Source organism: Enterobacter cloacae complex sp. S2 (assembly GCF_015159675.1).
Lineage (GTDB): Bacteria > Pseudomonadota > Gammaproteobacteria > Enterobacterales > Enterobacteriaceae > Enterobacter > Enterobacter intestinihominis.
Genome location: NZ_JADDTS010000031.1, coordinates 17,637 through 33,943 on the forward strand (window position 1 = coordinate 17,637; position 16,307 = coordinate 33,943).

15 protein-coding genes are annotated in these 16,307 nt (G+C 56.6%); 8 read left to right on the top strand and 7 right to left on the bottom strand.

Annotation, left to right across the window (positions count from 1 at the left end; all coding sequences use genetic code 11):
* Positions 1–8 precede the first annotated feature (8 nt).
* Complete coding sequence (locus tag IPZ49_RS14440) at positions 9–866, bottom strand: triphosphoribosyl-dephospho-CoA synthase (RefSeq protein WP_063146986.1); 858 nt, start codon at positions 864–866, stop codon at positions 9–11.
* Positions 866–2,521 carry a malonate decarboxylase subunit alpha gene (mdcA, locus tag IPZ49_RS14445; RefSeq protein ID WP_023330194.1) on the bottom strand — a complete coding sequence of 552 codons (1,656 nt, stop codon included), beginning with the start codon at positions 2,519–2,521 and terminating at the stop codon, positions 866–868. The genes IPZ49_RS14440 and mdcA overlap by 1 nt, the downstream gene beginning before the upstream one ends.
* Before the next feature lie 228 nt (positions 2,522–2,749).
* Here mdcA and IPZ49_RS14450 point away from each other — a divergent pair, with 228 nt between their 5' ends.
* From IPZ49_RS14450 to IPZ49_RS14460, 3 genes are read left to right on the top strand one after another with little or no spacing between them, the layout of a single operon-like run.
* Complete coding sequence (locus IPZ49_RS14450) at positions 2,750–3,772, top strand: hydrolase (RefSeq protein ID WP_048966613.1); 1,023 nt, start codon at positions 2,750–2,752, stop codon at positions 3,770–3,772.
* The gene (locus IPZ49_RS14455) at positions 3,769–3,987 is read left to right on the top strand and encodes a YheU family protein (protein WP_003861664.1); all 219 of its coding nucleotides are present in this window, start codon (positions 3,769–3,771) and stop codon (positions 3,985–3,987) included. The genes IPZ49_RS14450 and IPZ49_RS14455 overlap by 4 nt, the downstream gene beginning before the upstream one ends.
* A gap of 29 nt (positions 3,988–4,016) precedes the next feature.
* Positions 4,017–4,886, top strand: a complete 870-nt coding sequence (locus tag IPZ49_RS14460) for a phosphoribulokinase (protein WP_003861663.1) — start codon at positions 4,017–4,019, stop codon at positions 4,884–4,886.
* An 85-nt stretch (positions 4,887–4,971) separates the two neighbouring features.
* Here the strand turns inward: IPZ49_RS14460 and IPZ49_RS14465 are convergent, their stop codons facing one another.
* The gene (locus tag IPZ49_RS14465; protein WP_022649609.1) at positions 4,972–5,376 is read right to left on the bottom strand and encodes an OsmC family protein; all 405 of its coding nucleotides are present in this window, start codon (positions 5,374–5,376) and stop codon (positions 4,972–4,974) included.
* 310 nt (positions 5,377–5,686) lie between these two features.
* Between IPZ49_RS14465 and crp the strand changes: the two genes are divergently transcribed.
* Both crp and IPZ49_RS14475 read left to right on the top strand, forming a co-directional pair.
* On the top strand, positions 5,687–6,319 hold the full coding sequence (crp, locus tag IPZ49_RS14470) for a cAMP-activated global transcriptional regulator CRP (protein ID WP_000242758.1): 633 nt from the start codon (positions 5,687–5,689) through the stop codon (positions 6,317–6,319).
* Between the two features lie 57 nt (positions 6,320–6,376).
* The gene (locus IPZ49_RS14475; protein ID WP_063929516.1) at positions 6,377–8,464 is read left to right on the top strand and encodes a YccS/YhfK family putative transporter; all 2,088 of its coding nucleotides are present in this window, start codon (positions 6,377–6,379) and stop codon (positions 8,462–8,464) included.
* Here the strand turns inward: IPZ49_RS14475 and IPZ49_RS14480 are convergent.
* The 4 genes from IPZ49_RS14480 to ppiA all read right to left on the bottom strand — a co-directional run bounded on the left by IPZ49_RS14480 (position 8,461) and on the right by ppiA (position 11,625).
* On the bottom strand, positions 8,461–9,681 hold the full coding sequence (locus tag IPZ49_RS14480) for an aspartate aminotransferase family protein (protein WP_179954859.1): 1,221 nt from the start codon (positions 9,679–9,681) through the stop codon (positions 8,461–8,463). The genes IPZ49_RS14475 and IPZ49_RS14480 overlap by 4 nt on opposite strands.
* Positions 9,682–9,768: 87 nt before the next feature.
* Positions 9,769–10,332: an aminodeoxychorismate synthase component 2 gene (pabA, locus tag IPZ49_RS14485; protein ID WP_063146989.1), complete on the bottom strand. Its 564-nt coding sequence runs from the start codon at positions 10,330–10,332 to the stop codon at positions 9,769–9,771.
* 30 nt (positions 10,333–10,362) lie between these two features.
* Positions 10,363–10,947, bottom strand: coding sequence for a putative adenosine monophosphate-protein transferase Fic (locus IPZ49_RS14490; protein ID WP_023298771.1), 585 nt, complete (start codon positions 10,945–10,947; stop codon positions 10,363–10,365).
* A gap of 105 nt (positions 10,948–11,052) precedes the next feature.
* Positions 11,053–11,625: a peptidylprolyl isomerase A gene (gene ppiA / locus IPZ49_RS14495; protein WP_022649614.1), complete on the bottom strand. Its 573-nt coding sequence runs from the start codon at positions 11,623–11,625 to the stop codon at positions 11,053–11,055.
* 278 nt (positions 11,626–11,903) lie between these two features.
* Here ppiA and tsgA point away from each other — a divergent pair, with 278 nt between their 5' ends.
* The 3 genes from tsgA (at position 11,904) to nirD (ending at position 16,215) form a co-directional block, all read left to right on the top strand.
* Complete coding sequence (tsgA, locus tag IPZ49_RS14500; protein WP_022649615.1) at positions 11,904–13,088, top strand: MFS transporter TsgA; 1,185 nt, start codon at positions 11,904–11,906, stop codon at positions 13,086–13,088.
* 260 nt (positions 13,089–13,348) lie between these two features.
* The gene (gene nirB, locus IPZ49_RS14505) at positions 13,349–15,892 is read left to right on the top strand and encodes a nitrite reductase large subunit NirB (protein ID WP_022649616.1); all 2,544 of its coding nucleotides are present in this window, start codon (positions 13,349–13,351) and stop codon (positions 15,890–15,892) included.
* Positions 15,889–16,215, top strand: coding sequence for a nitrite reductase small subunit NirD (nirD, locus tag IPZ49_RS14510; protein ID WP_022649617.1), 327 nt, complete (start codon positions 15,889–15,891; stop codon positions 16,213–16,215). The genes nirB and nirD overlap by 4 nt, the downstream gene beginning before the upstream one ends.
* The last annotated feature ends 92 nt before the right edge of the window (positions 16,216–16,307 follow it).

The following is a 16,307-nucleotide window of genomic DNA, read 5'->3' on the forward strand; positions in this document are numbered from 1 at the left end:
ACATCCTCTTAATGCTTTGAATAGGGCGTTTCGACGCGGTCAAGAAACAGCGTGGCGGCAAGCAGGTCTGCGGCTCCGCCCGGCGAGGCGTAAAGCGTCAGCATCTGACGGTCTAACCGCGCCAGCGCCTGCTGCCCCGCAAGTGTTGCGCATCCTCCCGCGTTCAGCACCGCACGGGCACCGTTCTGCATGGCATCCAGCCCCTCCATGCCGGCGCGTGACAGCACGCAGGTGTCGGTGAGCGAGGTCATGATCGCCATCAGCGCGTCGAGTCTGGCCTGCGTTTCGCTGCTGCCGTTGAGACGGCTAAGGTGAAGCTGCGGCAGCGCGCGCTGCATGATATGCGGAAACGCCTGCTGAGCCTCTTCACGCGCGCCCGGTACACGGTAGCGGTGCGTGACGCGTAACCCCTTGCTGAATACTTTCGGCGCCGCGTCATCCGGCAGTTTCGCCAGCTGAGCGGCGGTGTTCGCGACGGTTTGCGCCCGGGCATCGCCGCCCAGCATCGCCACCGCGCTCACCAGCAATCCCAGCGCCCAGATCGCGCCACGGTGTGTGTTCACGCCGTCGGTAGCGGCCATCATCTGCCGTTCGCCTTCACGACCCAGGCGGCCAACGGTTTGCCTGAGGGCAATATCCGCCGGACGCTGCCAGCTCTGTTGCGCCAGCGCCTGAAACGTGGGGGTCAGGCTGTGAGCGGAGCGCTCCATCAGCGCAAGCGATAAATCGTGATGCGCGCCGTTCCCCCGGCTGTCCACCAGACCGGGCTTCGGGCTTAAACGTGCTTCGTCAATCAGACACTGCGTGGCGGTTCGCGCCAGCCATTCGGCACCGCCTTCAACCTGGATCTGGGGCAGAAGTTTCATTACCAGCTCCGGAATTTCGCAGGTGGGTTATACAGGCCGCCGGACCACTCAACGAGGTCAGCCACGCTGCCCGCAGCCAGCAGAGAGCGGGTGGCATCGGTACGACGAATGCCAATATCTTCCGGATACACAACCTTGCCGCTCTGGCGCAGTTCCGCCACGCGTTTGGCGTCAACGCCCAGACCGATATCGGTGATACCCGCCACGGCGGCGACCATGGCGCGACGCTCTTCCAGATCTTTCGCCCGGTAGAGGTAAGCAATCCCCTCTTCCGTCAGCACGTGGGTGACGTCATCGCCGTAAATCATGACCGGCGCCAGCGGCATGCCGGAGGCTTTCGCCACGTCTACGGCGTCGAGTTTCTCCACGAAGGTTGGCTTCACGCCCGCCTGGAAGGTTTCCACCATCTGCACAACCAGCTTTTTACCGCGCTGCATCGGGTCAGGCTCGGTGATCATGTTCAGCCAGGCCGGTGTGGCGTGGCGACGACCGTGCGGATCGTGGCCCATGTTTGGTGCGCCGCCGAAGCCGGAGAGACGGCCGCGGGTCACGGTTGAGGAGTTAGCGTAACCATCAACCTGTAGCGTGGAGCCGATAAACATATCGACCGCGTACTGACCAGCCAACTGACAGAAGGCGCGGTTAGAGCGCATGGAGCCGTCAGCACCGGTAAAGAACACGTCCGGACGGGCGCGGATGTACTCTTCCATCCCCAGCTCGCCGCCGAAGCAGTGGACGCTCTCCACCCAGCCGCTTTCGATGGCCGGGATCAGCGTTGGATGCGGGTTCAAAGTCCAGTGTTTACAGATTTTTCCTTTGAGTCCGAGCTGTTCGCCGTAGGTTGGCAGCAGCAGTTCGATCGCTGCGGTATTAAAGCCAATCCCGTGGTTCAGGGACTGCACCTGGTGTTCAGCGTAGATGCCTTTAATCGCCATCATCGCCATCAGGATGTGTTCCTGTTTAATCAGGCGCGGGTCGCGGGTGAAGAGCGGTTCAATAAAGAACGGCTTGTCCGCCACCACCACGTAATCGATCCACGAGCCCGGAATATCGACGCGCGGCAGGTCGCACTCGTCGTCCACCAGCTCGTTCACCTGTGCGATGACGATGCCGTCGTGGAACGCGGCGGCTTCCACCAGCGCCGGGGTATCTTCGGTACTCGCCCCGGTGTAGAGGTTACCTTTACGGTCCGCTTTAAAACCGGCAATCAGCGCCACGTTTGGCGAAAGGTCGACGTATAAACGTGAGTAGAGTTCGATGTAGGTGTGAATCGCCCCGATTTCGAGCTGACCATCCTCCAGCAGCTGCGAAATGCGCAGGCTTTGCGTACCGGAGAAGGAGAAGTCGAGCTTGCGGGCAATGCCTTTCTCAAAGATGTCCAGATGTTCGCTGCGGCCCACGCTCGGCATGATCATATGCAGATCGTGCACGATTTGCGGGTTCACTTCGGCCAGTGAACGGGAAAGGAAATCCGCCTGCTTCTGGTTGTTGCCTTCCAGAACGACTTTGTCGCCTGGTGCGATCAGTTTTTCCAGCATGGCGACAAGATCGCCGGTTGGCAGTACCTTGCCCTGCACCGGTACGGACGCCAGACGACGCGCTTTCTCGCTGCGTCGGGTGTTCCATTGCCGGGTGGGTGTTTGCCCAGATAACATTATTAACCTCCTGATTCAGCACATCATTCTGATTTGCTTAACGTTGAGTAAAGTGTGCGCTCTGGTGAGAAAGGCATCAATTAAGCGTAGGACGTAATCATTAGCCTGAGAGTAATAATCAAGGTAAAGAAATGTGATCGGGATCAGTTCATGTTTCGGAAAAACGGGCTAAACGGGGTACAATTCGGAAGGTATAGTTAATTTCTGACAAGAATCAGCATCGCCCTTATGACCCAAATCATTCCCTCAGACTTCGACATTGCAGCCGAAGAGAGCGCAGAGTTCGTGCCCATGCGCGGTGTGGCTAACCCTCACCTGCAAACCATGCTGCCGCGCCTGATCCGCCGCAAGGTGCAGTTCAACCCCCACTGGCAGCGCATTGACCTGCCGGACGGTGACTTTTTGGATCTCGCCTGGAGCGAAGATCCGGATCGGGCCAGACATAAACCCCGTCTGGTGGTTTTTCACGGCCTGGAAGGCAGCCTGCACAGCCCTTACGCACACGGTCTCATTGAGGCGGCGAAAGCCCGCGGCTGGCTTGGGGTGGTGATGCATTTTCGCGGATGCAGCGGCGAGCCTAACCGTCAGAAACGCATTTATCACTCGGGTGAAACCGAGGACGGCTCCTGGTTCCTGCGCTGGCTAAGAGACAATTTCGGCGAGGCACCAACGGCAGCGGTGGGGTATTCGCTGGGCGGGAATATGCTGGCCTGCCTGCTGGCGAAGGAGAGCGACGCCGTACCGCTGGATGCGGCGGTGATTGTCTCTGCGCCCTTTATGCTGGAGCAGTGCAGTTATCATATGGAAAAGGGGTTTTCGCGGGTCTATCAGCGTTATCTGCTCAACCTGCTGAAAGCCAACGCCGCACGTAAACTTAAGGCCTATCCGGATACGCTGCCTGTGACGCTGCAACAGCTCAAACGCGTGAAGCGCCTGCGCGAGTTTGATGATTTGATCACCTCGAAAATTCACGGCTTTGCCGATGCGATTGACTATTACCGTCAGTGCAGCGCCATGCCTTTACTGAATCAAATCACGAAACCAACGCTGATTATCCACGCCAAAGACGATCCGTTTATGGATCATCACTCGATCCCCGCCCCTGACTATCTGCCGGATAACGTGGAGTATCAGCTCACCGAGTTCGGCGGGCACGTGGGCTTTGTTGGCGGCACGCTGCGTCGGCCAAAAATGTGGCTTGAGACGCGTATACCCGACTGGTTAACGGCCTATCTGGACGGTAAAAAATGATTATTCCCTGGCAGGATCTCTCTCCCGAAACGCTCGATAATCTGATTGAAAGCTTTGTCTTGCGCGAAGGCACCGATTATGGTGAACATGAACGTTCGCTTGAACAAAAGGTCAACGATGTGAAGCGCCAGCTTAAAAGCGGCGACGTGGTGTTGGTATGGTCCGAACTGCATGAGACGGTGAATATCATGCCCCGCAACGCGTTTCATGGCTGATCTTACACTTTTCCAGTCAGGGAGTTGCTATGTCTGCCAGACATCCGGTTATTGCCGTTACGGGTTCGAGTGGGGCGGGAACCACTACCACCAGCCTCGCCTTCCGCAAGATTTTCGCCCAGCTTAACTTACGGGCGGCAGAGGTAGAGGGCGACAGCTTTCACCGCTACACGCGCCCGGAGATGGATATGGCCATCCGCAAGGCGCGCGATCTGGGTAAACACATCAGCTATTTTGGCCCGGAGGCCAATGACTTCGGCCTGCTGGAGCAAACCTTCCGTGAATACGGGCAGAGCGGCACCGGGCAGTCCCGCAAGTATCTCCACACCTACGATGAAGCCGTGCCCTGGAACCAGGTCCCCGGCACGTTCACGCCCTGGCAGCCGCTGCCGGAACCGACTGACGTGCTGTTTTACGAAGGATTGCACGGCGGCGTGGTGACGCCTCAGCACGACGTGGCGCGCCATGTGGATTTGCTGGTGGGGGTGGTGCCGATTGTTAACCTTGAGTGGATCCAGAAGCTGACGCGTGACATGAGCGAGCGCGGCCATTCGCGAGAGGCGGTAATGGATTCGGTGGTGCGCTCCATGGAAGATTACATCAACTTCCTGACGCCGCAGTTCTCCCGAACCCACATTAACTTCCAGCGCGTCCCCACCGTGGACACCTCCAACCCGTTCGCCGCAAAAAGCATCCCTTCCCTGGACGAGAGCTTTGTAGTGATCCACTTCCGCAACCTGGAAGGCATTGATTACCCCTGGCTGCTGGCGATGCTACAAGGTTCGTTTATTTCGCACATGAATACGTTAGTGGTACCGGGCGGAAAAATGGGGCTGGCGATGGAGCTGATCATGACGCCGCTGGTGCAGCGGCTGATGGAAGGAAAGCAAATCGCGTGAGTTGTTTTGCCCGGTGGCGCTGCGCTTACCGGGCCTACGGGCGTGCTTTTGTAGGGCGGGTAAGCGAAGCGCCACCCGCCAAAAATTAAGCCTCGATCACTTCATACGAATGGGTGATGTTTACCGCTTTCTCCAGCATTAGCGCCACAGAGCAGTATTTCTCCGCAGACAGGTCAACCGCACGCGAGACCGCCGCATCCTTCAGTTCTTTGCCGGTGACGATAAAGTGCAGATTAATATGCGTGAACAGACGTGGCGCCTCTTCGCGACGTTCTGACGTCAGCTTCACTTCACAATCGGTCACGTCATGACGGCCTTTTTGCAGGATCGACACCACGTCGATCGCACTGCATCCACCTGCCGCCATCAGCACCATTTCCATCGGGCTGGGGGCTTTATCACCGGAGTTGCCATCCATCAAAACCTGGTGCCCGGAAGCAGACTCGCCCAGGAACGTTAACCCTTCAACCCATTTCACACGCGCTTGCATATTCACTCACTCCAACGTTGCATTTTTTATGACAGATTACGTGTACGTTACATTTCTCGCAACGGAAGGCGACCTGCGTCATGCTGAAGCGAGACACCAGGAGACACGCGGCGAAAGCTATGCTAAAACACTCTGGATGCTACAGTAATACATTGACGTTACACATGTATGCAGAGGACATCAAACTTTACTGGCTGCGAAACGTTACGACAGCCGACTTCCCAGGTATGGGTAAGAATTCGATTGCAACCCCAGAGTCCGGATGCATCTTATGACTCTGGTGACAGCTTATAACAGAGGATAACAGCGCATGGTGCTTGGCAAACCGCAAACAGACCCGACTCTCGAATGGTTCTTGTCTCATTGCCACATTCATAAGTACCCATCAAAGAGCACGCTGATTCACCAGGGTGAAAAAGCGGAAACGTTGTATTACATCGTTAAAGGCTCGGTGGCCGTGCTGATCAAAGATGAAGAAGGGAAAGAGATGATCCTTTCTTATCTGAACCAGGGCGATTTTATCGGTGAACTGGGCCTGTTTGAAGAAGGCCAGGAACGTAGCGCCTGGGTTCGTGCAAAAACAGCATGTGAAGTGGCTGAAATTTCTTACAAGAAATTCCGTCAGCTGATTCAGGTCAACCCTGACATCCTGATGCGTCTTTCTTCCCAGATGGCACGCCGTCTGCAAGTGACCTCTGAGAAGGTGGGTAACCTCGCCTTCCTGGACGTGACCGGTCGTATCGCGCAGACTCTGTTGAACCTGGCGAAACAGCCAGACGCCATGACCCACCCTGACGGTATGCAAATTAAAATTACCCGCCAGGAAATCGGTCAGATCGTCGGCTGCTCCCGTGAAACAGTGGGCCGTATCCTGAAGATGCTGGAAGATCAAAACCTGATCTCCGCCCACGGTAAAACCATCGTGGTTTACGGGACCCGTTAATTCCGGTCAGACGGCGTGCCGCCGCAGGGTGGCACGCCGTTTTTGTCTCTACTCCTTATGTGGCGCAGGCTGATCTATCACCCGGAAGTTAACTACGCACTGCGACAAACGCTGGTGTTGTGTCTTCCCGTGGCCGTGGGCCTGATCCTCGGACATCTTCAGCAAGGCCTGCTGTTTTCCCTCGTGCCCGCCTGCTGCAACATTGCCGGTCTGGACACCCCGCATAAACGCTTTTTCAAACGCCTGATTATTGGCGGCTGCCTGTTTGCCGGCTGTAGCCTTGCCGTGCAACTCTTACTGGCCCGCGACATTCCTCTGCCGCTGATCCTGACCGTGCTGGCGATGACGCTTGGCGTAACCGCTGAAATCAGCTCGCTGCACGCCCGCCTGCTTCCCGCGTCGCTGATTGCCGCCATCTTCACCTTAAGCCTTGCGGGCAATATGCCGGTGTGGGAGCCATTCCTGATCTACGCCCTCGGCACGCTGTGGTACGGGCTGTTTAACTGGTTCTGGTTCTGGTTGTGGCGGGAACAGCCGCTTCGCGAATCCCTGAGCCTGCTCTATGTGCAGCTTGCTGAATACTGTGAAGCAAAATACACCCTGCTCACGCAACATACCGACCCGGAAAAATCCCTGCCGCCGCTGCTGGCACGCCAGCAAAAAGTGGTGGATCTGATCAGCCAGTGCTATCAGCAGTTGCACATGCTTGCCGCCAACAAAAATCATGAATATAAGCGGCTGCTGCGTACCTTCCAGGTCGGGCTGGATTTGCAGGAGCATATTTCCGTCAGCCTTCATAATCCGGAAGAGGTGCAAAAGCTGGTGGAGCGCAGCCATGCGGAAGCGGTGATCCGCTGGAACGCGCAGACCGTCGCGGCGCGCCTGCGGGTGCTGGCTGAGGATATCCTCTATCACCGATATCCGACGCGCTTTAACATGGACAAACAGCTCGGCGCGCTGGAAAAGATTGCGCGTCAGCACGCGGATAACCCGGTCGGGCAGTTTGCCGCCTGGCATTTCAGCCGCATCGCCCGGGTGTTGCGCACCCAGCGCCCGCTTTATACCCGGGACCTGATGGCCGATAAGCAAAAACGACTGCCGTTGCTGCCTGCGCTCAAAAGCTACCTGTCGCTGAAGTCTTCCGCCCTGCGCAACGCCGCAAGAATTAGCGTCATGCTCAGCATCGCCAGCCTGATGGGAATGGCCCTGCACCTGCCGAAACCCTACTGGATCTTAATGACCGTGCTGTTTGTCACCCAGAACGGCTATGGTGCCACGCGGGTGCGCATTCTGCATCGGGCGGGCGGCACGATGGCGGGGCTGATTATCGCGGGCGTAACGTTGCACTTCCACGTGCCGGAAGGGTATACGCTGGTCGGCATGCTGGCGATTACGATGGTGAGTTATCTGATCATCCGTAAAAACTACGGCTGGGCGACGGTGGGCTTTACGGTAACGGCGGTGTACACCCTGCAGTTGCTTACGCTCAACGCCGATCAGTTAATTATTGCCCGCCTGGTCGATACCCTGATTGGCTGTCTGATCGCCTTTGGCGGCATGGTCTGGCTGTGGCCGCAGTGGCAAAGTGGATTACTGAGGCAAAACGCCCACGACGCGCTGGAGGCGGATCAGCAGGCCATTCGCCTGATCCTGAGCGACGACCCGCAGCCGTCTCCGCTGGCCTACGAGCGCATGAAGGTCAACCAGGCGCATAATGCCCTGTTCAACTCCCTTAACCAGGCCATGCAGGAGCCGGGCTTCAACTCGCACTATCTGGCAGACATGAAGCTGTGGGTCACGCACAGCCAGTTTATCGTCGAACACATCAATGCCATGACCACGCTGGCGCGCGAGCACACCATGCTGACGCCGGATCTGGCGCAGCGCTATTTGCAGTCGTGTGAAATTGCCCTCCAGCGCTGTCAGCAGCGTCTGGAGTACGACGCGCCGGGCGAGTCAGGGGATTCGAACATTCTGGAAGCGCCGGAGACGCTGACCCACGGGCCGATGAGCACCCTTGAGCAGCATTTACAGCGCGTTCTCGGGCATCTCAACACCATGCACACCATTTCGTCGGTGGCATGGCGTCAGCGTCCGCATCACGGGATTTGGTTAACGCGCCGGTTAAAACGAACCGCGTATTAGCCTCTGACGATCTTCGCCACCGCCGCGGAAAAACGGGTTAACCCGTCTTCGATGTCTTTGTCTTCCACCACCAGCGACGGCGCAAAGCGCATCACGTCCGGCCCGGCGTTGAGCACCATGACGCCTTCGTGCGCGGCGGCGTGCAGGAAATCGCGCGCGCGGCCTTTGTACTGAGGCTTCAGCTCGGCGCCGATCAGCAGCCCCATTCCGCGGATGTCGCTGAAGACATCAAACTGTTCGTCAATCTGCTGAAGATGTTTCACAAAAAGGGCGCGTTTCGCATTCACGCCATTCAGGACGTCCGGCGTATTAATGATGTCGAACGCCGCTCCCGCCACGGCGCACGCCAGCGGATTACCGCCGTAAGTGGAGCCGTGTGAGCCCACATGAAATGCGGAAGCGATATCCTGGGTGGTGAGCACCGCGCTGACCGGAAAACCGCCGCCGAGCGCTTTCGCGCTGGTCAGAATATCCGGCGTTACGCCGTAGTGCATATAAGCGAACAGGTCTCCGGTACGCCCCATCCCACACTGCACTTCATCAAACACCAGCAGCGCCTGGTGCTCGTCGCACAGTTCGCGCAGCCCTTGCAGAAATTCCGGGGTGGCCGCCGTGACGCCGCCTTCCCCCTGAATGGGCTCGACCACCACGGCACAGGTGTGATCGTCCATCACCGCTTTAACGGCGTGCAGATCGTTAAACGGCACGTGGATGATATCCGCAGGTTTCGGACCAAAGCCGTCGGAATACTTCGGCTGGCCGCCAACGGAAACGGTAAAGAACGAGCGACCGTGGAAGGCGTTATGGAAGGCGATGATTTTGGTTTTGTACGGACTATGACGCGTGGTTGCGTAGTAGCGCGCAAGCTTAAAGGCGGTTTCGTTGGCTTCGGTGCCAGAGTTCATAAACAGCACGCGTTCGGCGAAGGTGGCATCGATGATCTTACGCCCCAGACGCAGCGCCGGTTCGTTAGTGAACACGTTGCTGGTGTGCCACAGCGTTTCGCCCTGCGTTTTCAGCGCGTCCACCAGCGCAGGATGGCAATGGCCCAGCGCCGTCACCGCAATACCGCCTGCGAAATCAACATACTCGTTGCCCTGCTGATCCCAGACGCGGCTGCCTCTCCCTTTCACCGGGATAAACTCAGCCGGTGCATAAATCGGCAGAATCACTTCATCGAATGTCGCGCGGGTAATTGCTGGTTGTTCAGTTGCCATGTCATGACCATCCATTTTTATGTCACAGTGATTGTGAAAATATAATCACAAAATATGCATAAAAAATCACAACAAGGCAACAGATATTCAGCGATTAAGGAAATTGGCCAGCAGCGCGTGCCCCTGTTCGCTGAGAATGCTTTCCGGGTGGAACTGCACCCCTTCCAGATCGTACTCGCGGTGGCGAATGCCCATGATTTCCCGGGTCTCACTCCAGGCGGTCACTTCAAAGTCTGCGGGCAGGGTCGGCGGATCAATCACCAGAGAATGGTAGCGCGTCACGGTTAACGGATTGTTTAGCCCCAGGAATACGCCGGTAACGGTGTGCGTGATCGGTGAGGTTTTGCCGTGCATGACTTTCGCGGCACGGACAATGCTGGCGCCAAAGACCTGCGCAATGGCCTGGTGACCCAGGCAGACGCCCAGAATCGGCAGCTTGCCCGCATAGTGGCGGATTACTTCCAGCGAGATGCCGGACTCCGACGGCGTACACGGCCCGGGCGAAATCACGATTTTCTGGGGCGCCAGCGCGGCAATGTCAGCCAGCGCGATCTCATCGTTACGGCGGACAACCACCTCTGCCCCCAGTTCACAAAAATACTGGTAAAGGTTCCAGGTAAAGGAATCGTAGTTATCAATCAGCAGAATCATGGCGGCTCCTGAAAAAATGGCCGCCCTATTTTACTCAGATCCCCGCGCTTCGCTCACAACTTTGGCAAAGATAGCATTCAGGGCGGTCAGATCACCCATCGCCCCGCTCTGGTTGGCGGATGCCCAGTCGTCCGGGTCGATCCCCTGCCAGTTCAGCACGTAGCCCGCATGGATCGCCAGCTGTTCAAAGAAGATGCGCTGAGCCACGCCATTACCGCTCATAAACGGATGTAGCATGTTGATTTCACAGTAGTAATGACTGATTCTGTCTGTAAACTCTTCTTTCTGAAGGCCCACCAGATATTTATCGCTTTCCAGCGAAGCCATCAGCTCATTACCCACCTTCTCGATGTACTCGAAATGGCAAAATGGAATGTCGCCCTTGGAGATATCGGCGGTGCGCAGCTCGCCAGCGCCTTTCATTTCGTTGCGGAATAAATGGCGGTGAATAAGGCACAGATGGGGTAAACCCGGTGCAGAAGGCCCCAGTGCCAGCGTCTCGATATCGGGTTCAGCGGGACCCTTGCCTTTTTCAAGGAGGCAACTGGCCTGAAGATTGACGCTACGCTGTTGCTCCCAGAGTCGGGATTTTTGCTTGTCGGTGAGTTTTTTCACTACGCCTCCCTGAATAGTCCGTTTGCCACAAGTATAAGCAGCAAAACGCGCTTTCGCAGGGAGGGCGGAAAGACACGGGCAGGATGTGCCCGTGTGAGGGAACGATTACGGCAGCACTTTCGCGGAGAGAATCACCACTGGCTTAGACGGCACATTCTGGTATGGACCGACATCGTGAGTCTGAACCTGAGAGATCTTGTCCGCCACGTCCATGCCTTTCACCACTTTACCGAACACCGCGTAGCCAAAGTCGCGCTGGCCGTGGTCCAGGAAGGCGTTATCCGCCACGTTGAGGAAGAACTGGCTGGTGGCGCTGTCTTTATCCGCCGTACGCGCCATAGAAATGGTGCCGCGCTTGTTCAGCAGGCCGTTATCCGCTTCATTTTTGATTGGCGGGTTAGGCTTTTTCTGCTGCATCTGCTCGTTGAAACCGCCGCCCTGAATCATAAAGCCCGGGATCACGCGGTGGAACGTGGTGTTGTTATAAAAACCACTGTTCACGTAGTCGAGGAAGTTTTTCACGGAAACAGGGGCTTTCTGGCTATCCAGCTCCAGCTCAATATTCCCCGCAGAGGTAGTCAGCAGGACGTGAGGGTCTCCTTTAGCTGCCAGCGCAGCAGGGGAAACGGCAGAAAGAGCAAACACAGCTGCGACAGCCGCCAGTGTTGATTTGAGCATGAGAATTCCTTAACAAAGCGCAGTATAAAAAGCGAATGGCTTGATTCTAAAGAGCAGTATGACCCCAGACCAGTCTTTTACCTAATTTTACGAAATTGAAACAATTATTACCGCGCAAACGATTGTTCACCCCGCGATATAATGTGATCTCCATCACGTTAAAGCCTGCAATTGTGCTCAATATTTTCTGAAAAGATTTAATTAGATCACTTTCGCGACTAAAATCTGCCCGATCAAACGCAGTCATTGCGTTTTTCTTTACTTTTAACAGGCCAGACATGACTAACAGCAATCGCATCAAGCTCACATGGATCAGCTTCTTCTCCTACGCCCTGACCGGCGCGTTGGTGATCGTCACCGGGATGGTGATGGGAAATATCGCAGACTATTTCCAGTTGCCCGTTTCCAGCATGAGCAATACCTTCACTTTCCTGAACGCGGGGATCCTGATCTCTATTTTCCTTAATGCCTGGCTGATGGAAATCGTGCCGCTGAAAACCCAGCTGCGCTTCGGCTTCGTGCTGATGGTTGCCGCCGTGGCGGGCCTGGTGCTGAGCCACAGCATCGCCCTCTTCTCTGCCGCCATGTTCGTGCTGGGCCTGGTGAGCGGGATCACCATGTCGATCGGTACGTTCCTGATCACCCATATGTATGAAGGTCGCCAGCGCGGCGCGCGTCTGCTGTTCACCGACTCCTTCTTCAGCATGGCCGGGATGATTTTCCCGATGGTCGCCGCGTATCTTCTGGCGCGCAGCATTGAGTGGTACTGGGTGTACGCCTGCATTGGTCTGGTCTATGTCGCGATCTTTATTCTCACCTTCGGCTGCGAGTTCCCGGTGCTGGGCAAAAAAGCGCAGACCACGTCTGAGCCAGTTGCGAAAGAAAAATGGGGTATCGGCGTGCTGTTCCTTTCCATCGCCGCGCTGTGTTACATCCTGGGCCAGCTGGGCTTTATCTCCTGGGTTCCTGAGTATGCGAAAGGTCTGGGCATGAGTCTGAACGACGCGGGTAAACTGGTGAGCGATTTCTGGATGTCTTACATGTTCGGCATGTGGGCGTTTAGCTTTATCCTGCGCTTCTTCGACCTGCAACGGATCCTGACCGTTCTGGCGGGTCTGGCAACCGTGCTGATGTATCTGTTCATCAACGGTTCCCCGGAGCATATGCCGTGGTTCATCCTGACCCTGGGCTTCTTCTCCAGCGCGATTTATACCTCGATCATCACCCTTGGCTCTCTTCAGACCAAAGTGGCTTCGCCAAAGCTGGTGAACTTCGTGCTGACCTGCGGCACCATCGGCACCATGCTGACCTTCGTGGTCACGGGCCCAATTGTGGCGCACAGCGGCCCGCTGGCGGCGCTGCATACCGCTAACGGTCTGTACGCCGTGGTGTTCATCATGTGCTTCGTGCTGGGCTTTGTGACCCGTCACCGTCAACACAACCCGGCAACAGCTACCCACTAATCGCCGTAACCCCTTTGCGTACTGCAAAGGGGTTTTCTCCTGCTCACCCGCCCTGCCCGCCGATGGGTAAAAAACCCCACCAAAATTGTGCGAAAAACAAGCAAGCACAAAAATCAAACAATATCCGTAACTTATAAAAATCCTGACAAATCATAGATATACCACCTAAGGGGTAGGTGAAGGCGTATTTGATTTGCATCAATAAGTGCCCCTGCTGAATCGTTAAGGTAGGCAGTAATAGAAAAGAAATCGAGGCAAAAATGAGCAAAGTCAGACTCGCTATCATCGGTAACGGCATGGTCGGCCACCGCTTTATTGAGGATCTTCTCGATAAAGCCGATGCTAACCAGTTCGATATTACCGTGTTCTGTGAAGAACCCCGCAAGGCGTACGACCGTGTGCACTTGTCTTCCTACTTCTCTCACCATACCGCCGAAGAACTCTCTCTGGTGCGTGAAGGTTTCTACGAGAAGCATGGCGTAAAAGTGCTGGTGGGCGAACGCGCTATCACCATCAACCGTCAGGAGAAAGTGATCCACTCCAGCGCCGGACGCACGGTTTTTTACGATAAGCTGATCATGGCGACAGGCTCGTATCCGTGGATCCCGCCGATTAAAGGTTCGGAAACCCAGGATTGCTTCGTTTACCGTACCATTGAAGACCTCAACGCCATTGAATCCTGCGCACGTCGAAGCAAACGTGGCGCGGTTGTCGGCGGTGGTCTGCTGGGTCTGGAAGCGGCAGGCGCACTGAAAAACCTCGGCGTTGAAACCCACGTCATCGAATTTGCCCCGATGCTGATGGCGGAACAGCTGGACCATATGGGTGGCGACCAGCTACGCCGTAAAATCGAAAGCATGGGCGTGAAGGTTCACACCAGCAAGAACACTAAAGAGATCGTGCAGGAAGGCACTGAAGCGCGTAAAACCATGCGCTTTGCCGACGGCAGCGAGCTGGAAGTGGATTTCATCGTCTTCTCCACCGGCATTCGCCCGCGCGACAAGCTGGCCACCCAGTGCGGTCTGGCCGTTGCGCAGCGCGGCGGGATCATGATCAACGACACCTGCCAGACCTCCGATCCGGACATCTACGCCATCGGCGAATGCGCCAGCTGGAATAACCGCGTATACGGTCTGGTTGCACCTGGGTACAAAATGGCGCAGGTCGCCGTTGACCATATCCTCGGCAGCGAAAATGCCTTCACCGGCGCAGACATGAGCGCCAAGCTGAAGCTGCTGGGCGTGGACGTGGGCGGTATTGGCGATGCGCATGGTCGCACCCCGAACTCCCGCAGCTATGTTTATCTGGACGAAAGCAAAGAAGTCTACAAACGTCTTATCGTCAGCCAGGATAACAAAACCCTGCTCGGGGCGGTGCTGGTGGGCGACACCAGCGACTTCGGCAACCTGCTCCAGCTGGTGCTGAACGCCATTGAGCTGCCGGAAAACCCGGACGCGCTGATCCTCCCGGCGCACGCCTCCAGCGGTAAGCCGTCCATTGGCGTGGATAAACTGCCGGACAGCGCGCAAATCTGCTCCTGCTTCGACGTCACCAAAGGCATGCTGATCTCCGCCATTAACAAAGGCTGCCACACCGTTGCGGCGCTGAAGGCGGAAACCAAAGCCGGGACCGGCTGCGGCGGCTGTATCCCGCTGGTCACCCAGGTGCTGAACGCCGAGCTGGCAAAACAGGGCATTGAAGTGAACAACAACCTGTGCGAGCACTTCGCTTACTCTCGCCAGGAGCTGTATCACCTGATCCGCGTGGAGGGCATTAAATCCTTCGACGAACTGCTGGAGAAACACGGCCAGGGCTACGGCTGTGAAGTATGTAAGCCTACCGTCGGTTCCCTGCTGGCGTCCTGCTGGAACGAATATGTGCTCAAACCAGAACACACTCCGCTTCAGGACACCAACGATAACTTCCTGGCCAATATTCAGAAAGACGGGACTTACTCGGTGATCCCGCGTTCTGCCGGGGGGGAAATTACCCCTGAAGGGCTGGTCGCCGTGGGCCGTATCGCCCGTGAGTTTAACCTGTACACTAAAATCACCGGTTCCCAGCGTATCGGCCTGTTCGGTGCGCAGAAAGATGACCTGCCGGAAATCTGGCGTCAGCTGATTGAGGCGGGCTTCGAAACCGGTCACGCGTACGCCAAGGCGCTGCGCATGGCGAAAACCTGCGTGGGCAGCACCTGGTGCCGCTACGGCGTGGGCGACAGCGTGGGCTTCGGCGTCGAGCTGGAAAACCGCTACAAAGGCATCCGTACGCCGCACAAAATGAAGTTCGGCGTCTCAGGGTGTACCCGTGAATGTGCGGAAGCACAGGGTAAAGACGTGGGTATTATCGCCACCGAGAAAGGCTGGAACCTGTACGTGTGCGGTAACGGCGGGATGAAACCTCGCCACGCCGATCTGCTGGCTGCCGATCTCGATCGCGATACGCTGATCAAATACCTCGACCGCTTCATGATGTTCTACATTCGTACCGCCGATAAGCTGACCCGTACCGCGTCCTGGCTGGATAATCTCGAAGGCGGCATCGACTACCTGAAGTCAGTCATTATCGACGACAAGCTGGGCCTGAATGAACAGCTGGAATCCGAGATGACTCGCCTGCGCGAGGCGGTTATCTGCGAGTGGACCGAAACCGTGAACACGCCAGCGGCGCAGACGCGCTTCAAACACTTTATCAACAGCACCCAGCGCGACCCGAACGTGCAGGTGGTGCCGGAGCGCGAACAGCATCGTCCAGCGACCCCGTATGAACGTATTCCGGTGATGCTGGTGGAGGAAAACGCATGAGCCAGTGGGTAAACATCTGCAACATTAACGACATTCTGCCAGCAACCGGCGTCTGTGCCCTGCTGGGCAACGAGCAGGTAGCGATTTTCCGCCCTCGCCACGATGAACAGGTTTTTGCCATCAGCAATATCGACCCGTTTTTCGAGGCCAGCGTGCTCTCCCGCGGTCTGATTGCGGAGCACCAGGGCGAACTGTGGGTTGCCAGCCCGCTGAAAAAGCAGCGCTTCCGCTTAACCGACGGGCGCTGCATGGAAGATGAAAGCTTCTCGGTCAAACACTACGACGTCCGCGTGAAGGACGGCGAGGTGCAGCTGAAAGCGTAACCCCTCGCCTTTTCAATAGGAAAGGCTTATGACCCCTTATGGGTAACGGCAGGAAAAACCGTATGTTCTGTACGATTCCTGCTGTTATCCTG